General features: G+C 38.2%; 20 protein-coding genes and 2 pseudogenes. 3 read left to right on the top strand and 19 right to left on the bottom strand.

Translation table 11 applies throughout. From position 1 onward, the window contains the following. The 5 genes and pseudogenes from BM211_RS18225 to BM211_RS18245 all read right to left on the bottom strand — a co-directional run. Positions 1–389: pseudogene (locus tag BM211_RS18225) on the bottom strand (NADH-quinone oxidoreductase subunit C); the annotation flags it as partial. Further along, a complete protein-coding gene (nuoB, locus tag BM211_RS18230) occupies positions 386–904 on the bottom strand; it encodes an NADH-quinone oxidoreductase subunit NuoB (protein ID WP_035430612.1) in 519 nt (172 codons plus the stop codon). The gene nuoB and the pseudogene BM211_RS18225, both read right to left, overlap by 4 nt. Then, positions 895–1,263: an NADH-quinone oxidoreductase subunit A gene (locus BM211_RS18235; protein WP_035430613.1), complete on the bottom strand. Its 369-nt coding sequence runs from the start codon at positions 1,261–1,263 to the stop codon at positions 895–897. The genes nuoB and BM211_RS18235 overlap by 10 nt, the downstream gene beginning before the upstream one ends. A 268-nt stretch (positions 1,264–1,531) precedes the next feature. Further along, positions 1,532–2,185: a DUF975 family protein gene (locus BM211_RS18240; protein WP_035430614.1), complete on the bottom strand. Its 654-nt coding sequence runs from the start codon at positions 2,183–2,185 to the stop codon at positions 1,532–1,534. Positions 2,186–2,460: 275 nt separating this feature from the next. Continuing rightward, positions 2,461–2,821: pseudogene (locus tag BM211_RS18245) on the bottom strand (low temperature requirement protein A); the annotation flags it as partial. 107 nt (positions 2,822–2,928) lie between these two features. Between BM211_RS18245 and BM211_RS18250 the strand changes: the two are divergent. From BM211_RS18250 to BM211_RS18260, 3 genes are all read left to right on the top strand, one after another. Then, positions 2,929–3,372, top strand: a complete 444-nt coding sequence (locus BM211_RS18250; RefSeq protein WP_035430615.1) for a MarR family winged helix-turn-helix transcriptional regulator — start codon at positions 2,929–2,931, stop codon at positions 3,370–3,372. Further along, complete coding sequence (locus tag BM211_RS18255; RefSeq protein WP_081904787.1) at positions 3,347–3,583, top strand: (4Fe-4S)-binding protein; 237 nt, start codon at positions 3,347–3,349, stop codon at positions 3,581–3,583. The genes BM211_RS18250 and BM211_RS18255 overlap by 26 nt, the downstream gene beginning before the upstream one ends. Before the next feature lie 204 nt (positions 3,584–3,787). Beyond that, a complete protein-coding gene (locus BM211_RS18260; RefSeq protein WP_035430616.1) occupies positions 3,788–4,063 on the top strand; it encodes a GNAT family N-acetyltransferase in 276 nt (91 codons plus the stop codon). A 325-nt stretch (positions 4,064–4,388) separates the two neighbouring features. Here the strand turns inward: BM211_RS18260 and BM211_RS18265 are convergent, their stop codons facing one another. The 14 genes from BM211_RS18265 to rpiB all read right to left on the bottom strand — a co-directional run bounded on the left by BM211_RS18265 (position 4,389) and on the right by rpiB (position 16,139). After that, positions 4,389–4,790: a F0F1 ATP synthase subunit epsilon gene (locus tag BM211_RS18265; protein ID WP_035430617.1), complete on the bottom strand. Its 402-nt coding sequence runs from the start codon at positions 4,788–4,790 to the stop codon at positions 4,389–4,391. Between the two features lie 20 nt (positions 4,791–4,810). Further along, complete coding sequence (gene atpD / locus BM211_RS18270; RefSeq protein WP_035430619.1) at positions 4,811–6,205, bottom strand: F0F1 ATP synthase subunit beta; 1,395 nt, start codon at positions 6,203–6,205, stop codon at positions 4,811–4,813. A 109-nt stretch (positions 6,206–6,314) separates the two neighbouring features. Continuing rightward, complete coding sequence (gene atpG, locus BM211_RS18275; RefSeq protein WP_035430620.1) at positions 6,315–7,172, bottom strand: ATP synthase F1 subunit gamma; 858 nt, start codon at positions 7,170–7,172, stop codon at positions 6,315–6,317. A gap of 207 nt (positions 7,173–7,379) precedes the next feature. Beyond that, on the bottom strand, positions 7,380–8,888 hold the full coding sequence (gene atpA / locus BM211_RS18280; RefSeq protein WP_035430622.1) for a F0F1 ATP synthase subunit alpha: 1,509 nt from the start codon (positions 8,886–8,888) through the stop codon (positions 7,380–7,382). A gap of 11 nt (positions 8,889–8,899) precedes the next feature. Beyond that, entirely contained in the window at positions 8,900–9,442 is a 543-nt protein-coding gene (locus tag BM211_RS18285; protein ID WP_035430623.1) for a F0F1 ATP synthase subunit delta, read from the bottom strand. Then, on the bottom strand, positions 9,439–9,948 hold the full coding sequence (atpF, locus tag BM211_RS18290; RefSeq protein WP_035430624.1) for a F0F1 ATP synthase subunit B: 510 nt from the start codon (positions 9,946–9,948) through the stop codon (positions 9,439–9,441). Before atpF ends, BM211_RS18285 begins: the two co-directional genes overlap by 4 nt. A gap of 126 nt (positions 9,949–10,074) precedes the next feature. Beyond that, positions 10,075–10,293 carry a F0F1 ATP synthase subunit C gene (gene atpE, locus BM211_RS18295; RefSeq protein ID WP_020061436.1) on the bottom strand — a complete coding sequence of 73 codons (219 nt, stop codon included), beginning with the start codon at positions 10,291–10,293 and terminating at the stop codon, positions 10,075–10,077. Positions 10,294–10,350: 57 nt separating this feature from the next. Then, positions 10,351–11,073 (bottom strand): F0F1 ATP synthase subunit A, encoded by a 723-nt coding sequence (gene atpB, locus BM211_RS18300; protein WP_035430626.1) that lies wholly within the window; start codon positions 11,071–11,073, stop codon positions 10,351–10,353. Between the two features lie 7 nt (positions 11,074–11,080). Further along, a complete protein-coding gene (locus tag BM211_RS18305) occupies positions 11,081–11,473 on the bottom strand; it encodes an ATP synthase subunit I (RefSeq protein WP_090998915.1) in 393 nt (130 codons plus the stop codon). Then, complete coding sequence (locus tag BM211_RS18310) at positions 11,473–11,697, bottom strand: AtpZ/AtpI family protein (protein ID WP_035430628.1); 225 nt, start codon at positions 11,695–11,697, stop codon at positions 11,473–11,475. The genes BM211_RS18305 and BM211_RS18310 overlap by 1 nt, the downstream gene beginning before the upstream one ends. A gap of 485 nt (positions 11,698–12,182) precedes the next feature. Then, complete coding sequence (gene upp, locus BM211_RS18315; protein WP_020061432.1) at positions 12,183–12,812, bottom strand: uracil phosphoribosyltransferase; 630 nt, start codon at positions 12,810–12,812, stop codon at positions 12,183–12,185. Positions 12,813–13,635: 823 nt separating this feature from the next. After that, the gene (glyA, locus tag BM211_RS18320; protein ID WP_035430629.1) at positions 13,636–14,877 is read right to left on the bottom strand and encodes a serine hydroxymethyltransferase; all 1,242 of its coding nucleotides are present in this window, start codon (positions 14,875–14,877) and stop codon (positions 13,636–13,638) included. A gap of 179 nt (positions 14,878–15,056) precedes the next feature. Beyond that, entirely contained in the window at positions 15,057–15,629 is a 573-nt protein-coding gene (locus tag BM211_RS18325) for a TIGR01440 family protein (protein ID WP_035430630.1), read from the bottom strand. Positions 15,630–15,695: 66 nt separating this feature from the next. Beyond that, positions 15,696–16,139, bottom strand: coding sequence for a ribose 5-phosphate isomerase B (gene rpiB / locus BM211_RS18330; RefSeq protein ID WP_035430631.1), 444 nt, complete (start codon positions 16,137–16,139; stop codon positions 15,696–15,698). Positions 16,140–16,218 lie beyond the last annotated feature (79 nt).

Genomic DNA, 16,218 nt, shown 5'->3' on the forward strand with positions numbered 1-16,218 from the left:
TTCTCACTATCTTCCGAACCTGATTCTTTTTCCTTTTCTTTCTGCTTTGCTAGTGCGGCCGCTTTCGCTTTTGCTGCTGCCGCTGCTTTTGCCTTTGCGGCGACGATTGCTTTCTCCTTCTCCTCATCTTCCGGCCCTGCTGCTTTTTCATCATCACCAGATGCCTTTTGTGCAGCTAGTTCCTTCGCCTTCGCTTTTGCTTCCTCTGCTGCGCGGCGCTTTGCTTCTACTATATCTATTTCACTCTCTTTTGATAGCGCTTTCTCTTTTTCTTCTACACGATGAACCTCATTTTCCTGACGTGCTGCGAGTCGCTTTTTTGCTTCTTCCTTTGCCCGTCTTGCCGCCTCTTTTTTCAGGTCATCTATATTTTTATCTTGATCGCTCATTTATTCGTCACCTGCTTTCCTGTCTTTGCTTCGTAACGAATTTTTTCTTTTAATTTATTAATCCCGTAGATTAAAGCTGCTGGATTCGGCGGACAACCAGGAATATACACATCCACCGGTACGATTTGATCTACCCCTTTTACAACAGCATATGAATTTACATACGGTCCACCCGCCGTTGCACACGATCCCATCGCAATGACCCACTTCGGTTCTGGCATTTGATCATATAAACGCCGAACAATTGGAGCCATTTTCTTCGTTACCGTCCCAGATACAATCATGACATCCGATTGACGCGGAGATGTACGGAAAAACGAGCCAAATCGATCTAAATCATAATGCGAAGAACCGACTCCCATCATCTCAATTGCACAGCATGCCAATCCAAATGTCATTGGCCATAATGAATTACTGCGTGCCCAACCTTTTACTTGCTCAAGCGTCGTAAAAAATATATTTCTTTCTAACTCAGCGCGTTCTTGCGGGTGAATATTTTCAAAATTTATAGCCACTGTAACACCTTCTTTTTCCAAGCATAGACAAGACCAATAAGTAGCATAATAACAAAAATGAGCATTTCCACTAATGCAAATAATCCCAGTTTGTCGTACGCTACCGCCCACGGATATAAAAACACAGTTTCTACATCAAAAATGACAAAAAGCAATGCAAAAATATAATAGCGGGCATGGAAGCGGACGTTTGCATCATGAAACGGCTCAATTCCACTTTCATATGTTGTTTTCTTCGCTGCACTTGGTTTATGTGGACGCAGTATTTTCCCCAAGGTGAGTGCTACAACCGGCAACAATATACCTAATAGCAAAAAAACACCGACAATCATATAACTATTTTCATATACATTTACCATCGTGAAACTCTCTCCCCCCTCATAAAAACAAGTTCACTTAGTACACGTTATGATTCATTTGCATCATTTATTATTTTTTAATTTTTCTAAATAATGCAATTATAGATATTATAGCAAATTTCAAATTCTTATGTCGATACATTGGGAAAAAGAAAAACCAAGTAACTAGAGAAAGACTTTCCCTTACGTTACTTGGTGTACAGTAATTGCAACTAATTTTACTCTCATAAAAACTAGCATGAATAATTCATTTCATGCTAGTTGCTTTTTAAATAGTAGTCTCTTCTTTTTTATAATATCTCTTTGAAATCTCCTCATAAAACGCTGCAGATGTCGTGTAAAAATATGGAGTTGACCATAAGAAACCAATTCCTAAAGTAACGACACTTAATAAAAACCAACCTAGAAAACTTAAGCATAATAAGAAGTAGTCCATTTTATGTCCGTCCATCATACGGCGACTTTCAGTAATTGCTTGATTCGCTGTATACTCTGGGTGATCATTTAAAATGAAATACGTCATGGAATAAGAAAATGATTTAATAATTCCTGGAATAATAAGAAGGAACATCCATAAAACAAGGTACACATACATTAATAAGTATGTTAAAAATGATTTCATAAACGTATCGCCATCACCGAACCATTTAAATAAATAACCGATACGAACCTCTTTCCCACGAACTGCGTTTAAAACAAGATAATAAGCACCAAACGTTAACGGACCGATAATAAGCATCGCCACAACACTTACTGTAATAGAATCCTTTGCCTCTTCCCATCCCCAAAAGATTGAGAAAATACCTGTAATTGCTAAGTTCACAGCAAAAATAAGAATTCCGATTAATAAAGTCGCCCATGCCGCAAATCCCCATCTTCCTCTTAATGCATCAAGTGCTTCTCTTTTTAATTGACTAATCATATATAACCTCCCCCTAAATGGCATTATTTTATTGATATACCATTTATTTCATTATATACCTAAATTTAAGTTAAACACTATCCTTCTTTTAATATAAATAAGTCGTTGTTGTACTAAAGTATGGAGAAAGCTAAAGAAATAGTAGTAAAAGTTTTGTATTTTTCTTTAGCCAATTTGTTTAATATGGCTTTCGGTTAGTTGTTTTTCTATGCTACAGTGGAAATCAAGGTTTTTCGTTACATCCTCACAGCTTATATTTACGTAGTTGTTAAATGAGCAGCTTTCTTTCTATTCCCTTTTTCTAACTTCCGAACAACAAGATATTGAATCGCTGTAAGTGCTCTTAGTCCAATATAACCAATAAGAAAAGAAAAATAGTATTAATCAAAATCAACCGATAAACTGGATATCATAATCAGGACGAACAACATTTGAAAGATCATAAACATACGTTGATGCAAAATATCTTGTCCAAGCCCAACATATCGGGATAAATATAAGAATAAATTTTTAAAAATATTCTGGTTAAATATATCCATTTTCAACGTGAATTAAAACCTTAGTAGCAGTTGAGACCGCTGCTACTAATAGTAAGTCATAAAAAAGTTCCAACCACGTTACTTTTTTCTCTTCCATTTTTAACACTCCTTTTCACACAAAGTGTGATGGTAAACAAGTATAATATTGACATTTTATCAGTTTAGTTATAAATTGAATGTAAAAAAGAAAAATCAGGTGACCTAATGGAAAAAAAGGCAAACAACTCTTTATTATCTAAACAAGAGGAACGTCTCGGTTTAATGTTATGGTTCCGTCTCTCACGAGTATATAACCAGAGCATTCGCGAATCGAATCAATACTTAAAAAAATGGAATCTATCGGTAGCCCAGTTTGACGTCTTAGTTCAGGTCGGTTCCCATGAAAAATTGTCTCAACAGGAATTAGCAAATAAGCTTTTTGTTACAAAGGGAAATATCACGCAATTGTTAAGCAAAATGGAAGTATTGGGATTGGTTAAACGAGAGCAAGAGTGGAAAACAAAATACCTTTCATTGACAGAGGAAGGCAAAAAGTTATTTCATGAAGTGGTTCCAGACCAAGAACACTTTCAAGCTTCACAATTTTCCAATTTGAATCACGAGGAAAAAAAGCAGCTTTTAGATTTACTTCGAAAAATTCAAAAGTAAACGTTATGCAGGAAAAGATATTGCTGTCTTTTTCAACGCTGAAATCTACGCCCATGCCGCAAAATGCGTAAAAGGATTACCAGAGGTTTTTGATATAAATAAGAAGCCGTGGGTTAACGCTAATGGCGCAGAGGCTGACGAAATTGCAAAGGTTATTGATCAATGTCCAAGCGGTGCATTGAAATATGTAAAAAAAGATAGTAGTAAATAAGAATATGAAAAGAAACGGTTCCACATACGTGCATTACATAAAATCACTGTAACTACTCAGTCACTCTATGAAAAAAGGCAGAAAAGCATTTTTAAAATGGCCTGGGAGAGCCTGGCTATATATAGGAGCGGTTAGGGCCTTTTCCTGCCACGCGTATAGTTTTAAAACAAAGAAAGGTACAGCATTAAAAGGAGGGCATATAAAATGCTTGAAATAAAAAAAGATACCAATAGTTTTTATGTAGGAGAACCAAATAACAAAGAGGCAGAAATAACTTATGTTCCAACTGGAGAAGAAAAAATTATTGTAGACCATACATTTGTTTCAGACAACCTGAGAGGTCAAAGAGTCGGAGAAGCATTAGTGAAAAGAATCGTCGAGTTCGCTAGGGAAGAAGGGAAAGTTATTATCCCACTATGTCCTTTTGCGAAAAGCCAAATTGAACGTAATGAAGAGTACCATGATGTGTTAGCAAAATAATAAAGTGACGCATTCTACATTATCATCAAAACATTGATATTATAGTAAAAAAGTCTGATCTCCCTGTACTAAGGAAGAATCGGGCTTTTTTATTATATATATCCACTTTGATTTTTTAACATCTAAGTTGCTGGTATGTAAAACAAAAAGTGATATGCTACTTCCCTTTGTTTTCATATTGCCTGTGGCAGAAAAAGGACCTGACCGCTCCAAGCATGGCCAGGCGCTCTCGCACATCTAAAAATAGTGGTTTTTATGTTGGTTTTTCTCGTTTATATATAAACGAGAAAAAGCCACAAAGGTTCATCCCTTTGCGGCCTTGTCTTTACTTCATATTGGAAACGTCTAAACGGTTAATCGCACGTTTAAGTGCCATTTCTGCACGTTTGAAGTCAACATGTGCTTGTTTATCTTGCATACGTTGCTCAGCGCGGCGCTTCGCTTCGTTTGCGCGATGAATGTCGATATGATTTGCTGTTTCAGCAGATGGTGCTAATACTGTTACTTTATCAGGGCGAACTTCAATAAAGCCACCGCTAACTGCTACGTAATCTGTATGCCCACCATTTTTCAAGCGAATTGCACTAATTTTAAGTGGTGCAACAGTTGGAATGTGACCTGCTAAGATCCCCATTTCCCCGCTCTCTGCTCTTACACTTACCATTTCAACTTCGTTTTCGTAAACCGGTCCATCAGGAGTTACAATACTGACTGGAAATGTCTTCATAATTCGTCCCTCCTAAGGCCTTATGCCATCATTTTCTTCGCGTTTTCAACAACTTCTTCAATACCACCAACCAGACGGAATGCGTCTTCTGGAAGGTCATCATGTTTTCCTTCTAGAATTTCTTTGAATCCACGAACTGTTTCTTTTACAGGTACGTAAGATCCTTTTTGACCTGTAAACTGTTCTGCTACGTGGAAGTTCTGTGATAAGAAGAACTGAACGCGACGAGCGCGATGTACAACTAATTTATCTTCTTCAGATAACTCATCCATACCTAAGATAGCGATGATATCTTGAAGCTCTTTGTAACGTTGCAGTGTTTGCTGAATTTGACGAGCAATTGCATAATGCTCTTCTCCTACGATTTCTGGAGATAGTGCACGAGATGTAGATGCCAATGGATCTACCGCTGGGTAAATACCCATTTGTGTTAAACGACGCTCTAAGTTTGTTGTTGCATCTAAGTGAGCGAACGTTGTTGCTGGCGCTGGGTCAGTGTAGTCATCGGCTGGTACATATACCGCTTGGATAGACGTGATAGACCCTTTATTTGTTGATGTAATACGCTCTTGTAATTGACCCATTTCTGTTGCAAGTGTTGGTTGGTAACCTACCGCAGATGGCATACGACCAAGTAGGGCAGATACTTCAGAACCAGCTTGCGTGAAACGGAAGATATTATCGATGAACAGAAGTACGTCTTGTCCTTGCTCATCACGGAAATGTTCAGCCATTGTTAAACCTGTTAACGCAACACGTTGACGCGCTCCAGGTGGCTCGTTCATTTGTCCGAATACCATCGCTGTTTTCTTGATTACGCCAGAATCACTCATTTCGTGGTATAAGTCGTTACCTTCACGAGTACGCTCACCTACACCAGCGAATACAGAGATACCACCGTGCTCTTGTGCGATGTTGTTAATTAATTCTTGGATTAATACCGTTTTACCTACACCAGCACCACCGAATAGACCGATTTTACCACCTTTAATATAAGGAGCTAATAAGTCTACTACTTTAATACCAGTTTCAAGAATTTCTACTTTTGTAGATAACTCTTCGAATGCAGGTGCTTGGCGGTGAATTGGATCACGGCGTACATCCGCTGCTACTTCTTCACCTAAGTCAATTGCATCACCTAATACGTTAAATACACGACCAAGTGTTGCATCACCAACTGGAACAGAAATTGGTTTACCAGTGTCTTCTACTTCTGTACCACGAACAAGTCCATCAGTAGAAGACATTGCTACTGTACGAACTGTATTATCACCAAGATGAAGCGCAACTTCTAAAGTTAAGTCCATTGCTTCTTCTTTGATTCTAAGGGCATTGTAGATTTCAGGTAGCTTTCCGCCGTCAAACTTAACGTCTACAACCGGACCCATGATTTGCGTAACGCGCCCTTTATTCATCGGGTTCCCTCCTAGCTTTCTTTTAATTAACCGGCTTTTCTACGAACAGTCGGTTTTCGTTTTTTATATTTCATTTCGCTTTTGAGATTATCGCTTCCGCTTTTTCTCTCTACTCTAACGCAGCTGCACCGCCAACGATTTCCGTAATTTCTTGCGTAATCGCTGCTTGACGAGCGCGGTTGAAAGAAAGTGTAAGTGTATCGATAACTTCCATTGCGTTGTCTGTAGCACTTTTCATTGCTGTCATACGCGCTGCGTGTTCACTTGCTTTACCATCTAGCAATGCGCCGTAAACTAAGCTTTCTGCGTATTGTGGCAATAATACTTTTAAAATATCTTCTTCAGATGGTTCAAATTCATATGAAGTTGTTGCTTTGTCAGATGCCACATCCGTAAGCGGTAAAATTTTCTTCTCCGTTACTTCTTGTGAGATCTTACTTACATAATGATTGTAGTAAATATACAATTCATCATAAGCACCATCTGTAAACATAGAAATTGCTCTTGAAGCAATGTCTTTAATATCAGCGAATACTGGTTGATCCGATAATCCAAGTACTTCATCAATGATATTAAAGCCACGACGTTTTAAGTAATCACGTCCTAGACGTCCAAGTACAATAATTGCGTACTGACTTGCATCCATGTTGTGACGCTCTTTCACTACGTTACTTACTGCACGTAAAACGTTACTGTTATATCCACCTGCTAGTCCGCGATCCGATGTAATAACGATGTATCCTGTTCGCTTTACAGGACGCGCTGTTAGCATTGGATGATTTACCCCGCTACCTTGCGCTATGCTCGCTACTACTTCTTGAATCTTATCCATATACGGAACGAAAGATTTAGCATTTTGTTCTGCACGGTTTAACTTCGATGCAGATACCATCTCCATCGCTTTCGTAATTTGACTCGTTTTCTTTGTCGAGTTAATTTTCGCTTTTATATCGCGTAAAGATGCCACAGGTTTTCACCACCTTTTTTCCGGAAGTTGGCATGATCAGAAAGACTTCCATTTTGTCGGTCTTCCTAATCGTTATACTTGTTCATGATTGAAGGAAAAGAATAGGTGCACCTACTCTTTTCCTCTTCATATCCGTTAGCACTCTATGTAAGAGCCCTGTTTATATAGAAGTGGAGCGGCTTAACGAGCCGCTTCCGCCTTTTATTATTACTCAGATGCTACGAAAACTTTTTTGAAGCCGTTAATAGCAGTTGCCATTTTTTCGTCTTCAGGAAGTTTTGTTGTTGTACGAATTTCAGTTAATAATTCAGCAGCATTTGTATCTAACCAAGCATGCAACTCGTCTTCGAAACGAGTGATATCTACTACTGGGATATCATCTAAGAATCCGCGTGTTAATGCGTAAAGAATCATAACTTGCTTCTCTACTTTTAATGGCTTATGTAAGCCTTGTTTTAATACTTCTACTGTACGTGCACCACGGTTTAATTTCGCTTGTGTTGCTTTATCAAGGTCAGAACCGAACGCAGCGAACGCTTCTAATTCACGATAAGATGCAAGGTCAAGACGAAGTGTACCAGATACTTTGCTCATCGCTTTGATCTGAGCCGCACCACCAACACGAGATACAGAAGTACCTGCGTCGATCGCTGGACGTACACCAGAGAAGAATAGATCAGATTGTAAGAAGATCTGTCCATCTGTAATAGAGATTACGTTTGTTGGGATGTAAGCTGATACGTCCCCTGCTTGTGTTTCGATGAAAGGTAATGCTGTTAAAGAACCAGCGCCTTTTGCATCACTTAATTTCGCCGCACGCTCTAGTAAGCGGGAGTGTAAGTAGAATACATCCCCTGGATACGCTTCACGACCTGGAGGACGACGTAATAGTAATGATAATTCACGGTATGCAGCCGCTTGTTTTGATAAGTCATCATATACAACTAATACGTGTTTGCCGTTGTACATGAATTCCTCACCCATTGTTACACCAGCATATGCAGCTAAGTATAATAATGGAGCAGGTTGAGATGCAGATGCAGTTACAACGATTGTGTACTCTAATGCACCGTGCTTACGTAATGTTTCAACTACGTTACGAACTGTAGATTCTTTTTGTCCGATTGCTACATAGATACAAACCATATCTTGATCTTTTTGGTTCAAGATTGTATCAAGTGCTACAGCTGTTTTACCAGTTTGGCGGTCACCGATGATTAACTCACGTTGTCCGCGGCCAATTGGTACAAGAGCGTCAATCGCCTTAATACCAGTTTGAAGTGGCTCATGAACTGACTTACGATCCATTACGCCTGGTGCTGGGCTTTCGATTGGACGAGTTTTTGTTGTGTTAATTGGACCTAAACCGTCTACTGGTTGACCTAGTGGGTTTACAACACGACCGATTAACTCTTCCCCTACTGGTACTTGCATGATGCGACCTGTACGACGTACTTCGTCACCTTCACGAATTTCAGTATAAGGTCCTAAAATAATGATACCTACGTTATTTTCCTCTAAGTTTTGTGCTAGTCCCATAACGCCGTTAGCGAACTCAACAAGCTCACCAGCCATAACGTTATCAAGACCATGAGCACGTGCAATACCGTCACCAACTTGAATAACTGTACCAACATCGCTAACTTCGATCTCAGACTGATAGTTTTCAATTTGTTGCTTAATCAGTGCGCTAATTTCTTCAGCTCTGATGCTCATGCGCTTCACCCCTATCTATTCTTCATAAGTTCACGCTGAATACGTGCTAACTTTCCTTGTAAACTGCCGTCGTAAATGCGGTTTCCAATGCGTACTTTAATACCGCCTAGTAAATCTTCATCTACAACATTTTGAACGCGAATTGCATCTTTTCCTGTTTTCTTTGCAAATGCTTCTGCAATGCTAATCTTCTCATCTTCTGATAAAGGACGAATAGAGTAAACAGTTGCATCCGCTACGTTACGCTCTTCATTAGCAAGGGCAACATACACATCTACAATTTCAGGTAATAATGTTTCGCGATGATTATCGATTAAAATATATAACGTGCTTAAAATCGGCTGAGAAACAGTAGAAAACACGTTAGAAAGAAATTGTTTTTTCTTTTCAGCTGAAATGCTTGGTTGACCTAAAAATGTATGTAGTTCTTTACTACTTACAAAAGCACTTTGCACAAGGCGCAGTTCTTCTTCAAACATTTCTAGTACGTGTTTTTCTTTTGCGATTTGAAAAAGAGCGACGGCATAACGTTTAGCTACAATCTCATTGCTCATCGCGCTTCTCCTACCTCTTTAATATAATCACGAATTAATTGAACTTGGTCTTCTTCTTTTAGTTCTTTTTGCATTACTTTAGAAGCAATTTGGACAGATAAAGAAGCAACCTGTTCTTGAAGAGCAGCAATAGCTTGCTCTTTTTCGCGTTGAATTTCTTGTACAGCAGATTCTTTAATAGATACCGCTTCTTCTTTGGCAGCAGCAACAATAACATCTTTTTGATCCTCTGCTTGCTTTTTCGCTCTCTCGATTAATTCTTGCGCTTCAATGCGCGATTGTTTTAACATTTCACGTTGTTCTTCTACTAACTTTCTCGCCTCTGCATTGTTCTTTTCCGCAGCGTCAATTTCGTTAGAAATATGATTTTCACGGTCCTTCATAATTCCCATTAAAGGTCCAAATGCATATTTACGAAGTAATGCTAATAGAATTAAGAAAACAACGATTGTATAAAGCATCGTTCCGTATGGAACAGCAGCAGCTCCTAATAATAGAGTTGGCACAAGGATTCACTCCCTTCAAAAATCTAAATTAAACAAATGAAAAGACAAGTAATGTTTCATTCATAAAGCAATGGCGAAGAAGGTCCCAAAACGATCTTCGCCACTTATTGTAAGGGGAGCTATCCCTTATTTGTTTAATACGATAAACGCGATTACTACACCGATGATTGGAAGCGCCTCAACTAACGCTACCCCGATGAACATGATTGTTTGAAGTACACCACGTAATTCTGGTTGACGAGCAACACCCTCAACTGTGCGAGATACGATAAGACCATTACCAATACCAGCACCTAATGCAGATAAACCAATTGCAATTGCAGCTGCGATTACACCTAAACTCATTTTAAAAGTCCTCCTTTTTATCAATAAAAAATAAATTTTGTACTTACTTTAAATATATTAATGGTCGTGGCTTACTTTATGAGCCATGTACACCATCGTTAACATTGTAAAGATAAACGCCTGGATAGCGCCTACGAAAATACTGAAGCCCATCCATGCTAACATCGGCAGAACAGCACCTAATGCGCCGCCAAACGTACCGCTTGCTCCTAACTGAGCAAGTAACGTTAATAAAATCTCACCCGCATAAATGTTACCAAATAAACGCAGACCTAACGTCAATGTATTTGCAAATTCCTCAATTACCTTTAAAGGGAATAAGAATTTCATTGGTTGAATATAGCCTTTTAAATATTCTTTCGTACCCTTCATCTTAACTCCATAATAATGGGTAAGGGCAACTACCATCACGGCTAATGTTAGAGTAACTGCTGGGTCAGACGTTGGAGATCTCCACCATGCAATATGCTCTCCGCCTTCAGCTGTCGCAATCATGAACGGCAAACCGAGCATGTTTGCTACAAAGATATACATAATGAGTGTAACTCCAAGCGTTAAAAAGCGTCCGCCTGTTTTCCAATCCATCGTACTATCAATCATACCTTTTACAAAGTCCACAACCCATTCAAAGAAGTTTTGCATTCCTGTTGGGCGCAAGGCTAAGCGACGGGTACACATAATAGCAATGATAAATACGATTACTGCCGCAACAGTCGTCATCATAACTGAGGACAAGTCGAACGTTAAACCTAGAAATTCAACTAATTTACCGTGTTCCACTAGTAATTCACCTCTCTTCCCTGCTCTTATACTGTAGATAAAGAAAATCTATGATCATGACAAGATATCCTGTCAGCAATCCTAATCCTAAGCTCCACATCGCCATTAAATGTTGATATTTAGCTGCAAACAAAATTAATAGCCCTATCGTGGCTAATCTCGAATATGTACTCACTGCAGTCGCTTTATACTTCACTTCCTCACCTTGTGTAACACGATCTAACAGCTTGTTCGTCTTATGTGCAACGATGCGCAAACTAAGAAAACCGAAAATCGTTCCGATAATCAGTCCTAAAAAGACATCTTTGTATGAGGTAAAGCCCCATCCTAATACAAAGAGTGCGAGAAGGTTGTACATATATTTCTTTTGTCTTTGGACAAGTTCATGTACTTCTATCATCATTGCTCTCCCGAATAAAATTGTCGAATGAGTCGAATCATCGCATAAACCCCTGTTCCAAGTCCTAATAATAAACCGATTACTAGAAATAATGGAAACGTTCCAAGCTTACCATCTATCCATTGCCCGCCAAAAATCCCAACTAAAATAGCGCCAACGAGCTGAGAAAGAATTCCTGTCATTAAAGCATATGCCTTAAATGGACTACGCTTGTTTCCTTCCAAGGATTCATCCCTCCATGATATACAGCCTCATTCACTATGTGTGTAAAGAATGTGTTAATAATAACTCATTTATTTGCATAAATCCTAATTAAATAAGAAAGTTATTTTTTTTGTCAAAGAATAGACGAAAATTTGACAATGAAAACCCTACCATCTATCCCCGTAGTTAGCATACAATAGGGTATTAAACAGTGTCAACGTCAAATCGAAAAAAATCAAAAAATTTGAGCTTTAGGTATTTCCTTCCATATCTGAAAACGTTCTCCTTCAAAAAAATGTTAAAATACGTCTAATTTCTAGACCTTTTCTATTTATAATAGAAGAGAAAAGTTCACAAGTTTGTCACTATTATGTTTTTTGAATATATAATTTCCCTTCTATTATATAACTTTCTCAAGTAAGAAGTTTCTATATTATATGCAATTTCACCTCATATTATGTTATATGAAAAAACAGACGAGAAGGATATCTTCTCGTCTGTTGTCTTACTTCGTTCCAAATAAACGGTCGCCAGCATCTCCAAGACCTGGTACAACGTATCCGTGATCGTTTAATTTTTCATCTAATGCAGCCACATAAATATCTACATCAGGATGGTCTTCTTGAATAACTTTTACCCCTTCTGGAGCACCGACGATACACATTAATTTAATATGCTTCGCACCGCGCTTCTTTAAAGAAGTAATTGCTTCCGATGCAGAGCCGCCTGTCGCTAACATTGGATCAAGTACGATAAAATCACGTTCTTCTACATCAGTTGGAAGTTTCACATAGTATTCTACAGGTTGTAATGTTTCTGGATCACGGTATAAACCGATATGACCTACTTTTGCTGCTGGAATTAATTTTAAAATTCCATCTACCATTCCTAAGCCTGCACGTAAAATAGGAATTAAACCAAGCTTCTTACCTGCAATCACTTTTGTTTTCGCTTTACTTACAGGTGTTTCAATTTCAATTTCTTCAAGCGGAAGATCGCGTGTAATTTCAAACGCCATCAAGCTTGCTACTTCATCTACTAATTCACGAAATTCTTTCGTGCCTGTATTCTTATCGCGAATATATGTAATCTTATGTTGAATTAAAGGGTGATCAAAAACATACAGTTTTCCCATGTGAATCGCTCCTTCAGATGATATTGATGCGTGAGACCACGCTGTTTTTACACTATGTACGATTGTAAAGAAAACGCTTCTAATATTCAAGGGTGAATTTGGGATATAGATGTAAAACAGCTATCATTTCTATTTATTTTCCTTATTTAGACAAAATACATACTTTTCTCTTCTCGAAAGGAAATACATGTGCTCCATATAGGAACCTACTCAAAAACAAGCAAAGAACAAGCCTACATTATAAAAATAGAATTAGCCGAATTGTTATTCACAAAAAAGGTTGCCCCATACATCCGTTACTCATACCGATGAAATAACCCTTTTTATCTACTCGGGCGTTTGTTTTGAGCATTTACAATTGAAATGCTATGAGGTGTGTAGAGCTTTTAAACTAGTTATATTGTATGCAATATTGCATACCAAAATAAGTTGTAAAGTGCATTATGCAAAAGTATAATAAGAATATAGATAGATAATTAAATATTCAGAAAGCAAGGGATTGTTTATGCAAATCGCTATGGAAATTTTAAAATTTCTAGGTTCAGTAATTCCATTCGTAGCAGATCTTTTAAAAGCAGTAATGTAAATCATATTTATTGCCATTATATTATTTTACAATTATTTCGCAAATGATCTGTGTATAAAACAAATATTGTATTGATATACAGATTTTTTGTATGAATGAAAAACAAATCATCCGCCTAAAAATAACATAGAAAAGGCGACTTTCCGTTCAATGTTGAACAGAAAGTCGCCTTTTCGCTTTACATGCTTTTTGCGAAATGAAAAACGTATGTTTTTCCGTTCACAATTTTTTTCTATCTTACAGCCCTTTATACATTGGGAATTTATCTGTTAAAGCATTTACACGCTTACGTGCTTCTTCTAATGCTGCTTCATTATCATGATTTTTTAATGTGTAAGCAATGATAGATGCAATTTCATCCATCTCAGCAAATCCGAAATCTCTTGATGTTACAGCTGCAGTTCCGATACGAACGCCGCTTGTTACAAATGGGCTCGCTGGATCAAATGGAATTGTATTTTTGTTTACTGTAATACCCACTTCATCTAATACATGCTCTGCAACTTTTCCAGTAATATTTAAATTACGAACATCAATTAAAACTAAGTGGTTGTCCGTTCCACCAGAAACAAGGGTAATTCCTTCTTTTTGTAGACCTTCAGCTAAACGTTTTGCATTGTTAATAATGTTTTGTGCATATGTTTTGAAGTCATCCTGCAATGCTTCTCCAAATGCAACTGCTTTTGCTGCGATTACATGCATAAGCGGTCCGCCTTGAATACCAGGGAAAATGGATTTATCAATTTGCTTTCCAAATTGTTCTTTACATAAAATCATACCGCCGCGTGGTCCGCGTAATGTTTTATGAGTTGTTGTTGTTACAAAGTCAGCGTATGGTACTGGGTTTGGGTGTAAGCCTGCTGCTACAAGTCCGGCGATATGTGCCATATCTACCATTAAATATGCGCCAACCTCATCAGCGATTTCACGGAATTTCTTGAAATCAATCTCACGAGGATATGCACTTGCACCGGCAACGATTAATTTTGGTTTATGCTCTTTTGCTTTTTCTAATACATCTTCATAATTAATACAATGTGTATCAGGATCTACACCGTATTCAATGAAGTTATATTGTATACCACTAAAGTTAACAGGGCTTCCGTGTGTTAAGTGACCGCCGTGGGATAAGTTCATACCAAGCACTGTGTCACCTTGCTCTAGAATTGTGAAGTATACAGCCATATTTGCCTGTGCACCAGAGTGCGGTTGAACGTTTACGTACTCTGCGCCAAAAATTTCTTTTGCGCGATCGCGCGCGATATCTTCGACGATATCTACATGCTCACAACCACCGTAATAACGTTTCCCAGGATATCCTTCTGCATACTTGTTCGTTAATACAGAGCCTTGCGCTTCCATTACTGCTTCACTTACAAAGTTTTCAGATGCAATAAGCTCAATTTTTGAACGCTGTCTTCCTAATTCTAATTCAATTGCAGCAAACACCTTTTCATCTTGACGTTTTAAATGCTCCACCAAAATCCCCCTTTTTTTGAGCGAACTACACCTATTTTCGATATTTTCCCTTCATTTCCTAAGAAAAAACGAAAGTTCTAGTTGTAATCCTTTTAAATCTTCACATTTTCAACTACATTCTAACACGACTACACACATGATAAAAGAAAAAAAAGACCGAATTTGGTCTTTTTTCTTACTTAAATACAAGTAAACGTTTCCTCTTTTATTGCATATACTGCACGCGCTCCGCCGATTAACTTCGGACGTGTTTTCGCCATCGTTACATGAGCATGCCCAATCTCTTTCACTCGTGTGCGCACTGGAACAGCTACATGTTTTAAATGCATACCGATAAATGTATCTCCAATATCAATACCTGCATCCGCTTTTACGAACTCCACAATAACTGGATCTTTCATATTATGATATGCATATGTTGCAAGAGCCCCACCCGCTGATCTGACAGGCGTAACATTTACAATTTCGAACTGATGCTTTTCTGCGACTTCCCTTTCTACCACTAAAGCACGGTTTAAATGTTCACAGCACTGAAATGCTAGGGCAATACTACACTGCTCTTGAAAATGTGTTAACTCAGAAAAAATTGCCTCTGCTACTTCCATCGTTCCTGATGTTCCAATTCTTTCACCAAGCACTTCACTCGTACTGCAGCCCACAACAAAAAGGTTTCCGTTTCGCAGCGCGGCTTGCTCTTGAAATTCAAAAAGCGCCGTTTGCAACTGCTCTTTTAATTGTAATATTTCACTCATTACGCTCTTCCTTTCGCAGGTAGGTTCAACAAATTATATTACTTCTTACTAGAAGTTAGAATACAATTACTTCGCTTCGTATGCTTTAATTTTTCCAACACGATTTTCGTGACGGCCACCTTCATAGTCCGTAGTTAACCAAATTTTCGCGATGTCGCGTGCTAATCCAGCTCCAATTACACGCTCACCCATTGCTATCATGTTCGTATCATTGTGCTCTCTCGTTGCTTTTGCACTAAATGTATCATGCACTAATGCGCAGCGAATGCCGTGTACTTTATTTGCCGCAATTGACATACCAATTCCTGTTCCACAAATTAAAATACCGCGATCTACTTCTCCATTTGCAACCATTTCTGCTGCTGGGAATGCAAAATCAGGATAATCTACAGATCCTGCCTCGCACTCACAACCTAAATCAATATATTCAATGTTCAATTCTTCTAATAGACTTACGATTTCTTTGCGAATATTCATTCCGCCATGATCAGATGCTACAACTACTTTCATTGTAAACCCCTCCAAATATAAAATGAAACTTCTATTAGTGGAAATCTCTTCTTTCCATTAACTCCAATATCGTATTATA

Source organism: Bacillus sp. 491mf (genome assembly GCF_900112415.1).
In the GTDB taxonomy this organism is placed as follows: Bacteria; Bacillota; Bacilli; order Bacillales; family Bacillaceae_G; genus Bacillus_A.

Coding starts and splice junctions, on each gene's coding strand:
- BM211_RS18235 (WP_035430613.1), bottom strand. CDS start 1,263: ATGGTAAATGTATATGAAAATAGTTATATGATTGTCGGTGTTTTTTTG.
- BM211_RS18240 (WP_035430614.1), bottom strand. CDS start 2,185: ATGATTAGTCAATTAAAAAGAGAAGCACTTGATGCATTAAGAGGAAGA.
- BM211_RS18250 (WP_035430615.1), top strand. CDS start 2,929: ATGGAAAAAAAGGCAAACAACTCTTTATTATCTAAACAAGAGGAACGT.
- BM211_RS18260 (WP_035430616.1), top strand. CDS start 3,788: ATGCTTGAAATAAAAAAAGATACCAATAGTTTTTATGTAGGAGAACCA.
- BM211_RS18265 (WP_035430617.1), bottom strand. CDS start 4,790: ATGAAGACATTTCCAGTCAGTATTGTAACTCCTGATGGACCGGTTTAC.
- atpD (WP_035430619.1), bottom strand. CDS start 6,205: ATGAATAAAGGGCGCGTTACGCAAATCATGGGTCCGGTTGTAGACGTT.
- atpA (WP_035430622.1), bottom strand. CDS start 8,888: ATGAGCATCAGAGCTGAAGAAATTAGCGCACTGATTAAGCAACAAATT.
- BM211_RS18285 (WP_035430623.1), bottom strand. CDS start 9,442: ATGAGCAATGAGATTGTAGCTAAACGTTATGCCGTCGCTCTTTTTCAA.
- atpE (WP_020061436.1), bottom strand. CDS start 10,293: ATGAGTTTAGGTGTAATCGCAGCTGCAATTGCAATTGGTTTATCTGCA.
- BM211_RS18305 (WP_090998915.1), bottom strand. CDS start 11,473: ATGATAGAAGTACATGAACTTGTCCAAAGACAAAAGAAATATATGTAC.
- upp (WP_020061432.1), bottom strand. CDS start 12,812: ATGGGAAAACTGTATGTTTTTGATCACCCTTTAATTCAACATAAGATT.
- BM211_RS18325 (WP_035430630.1), bottom strand. CDS start 15,629: ATGAGTGAAATATTACAATTAAAAGAGCAGTTGCAAACGGCGCTTTTT.
- rpiB (WP_035430631.1), bottom strand. CDS start 16,139: ATGAAAGTAGTTGTAGCATCTGATCATGGCGGAATGAATATTCGCAAA.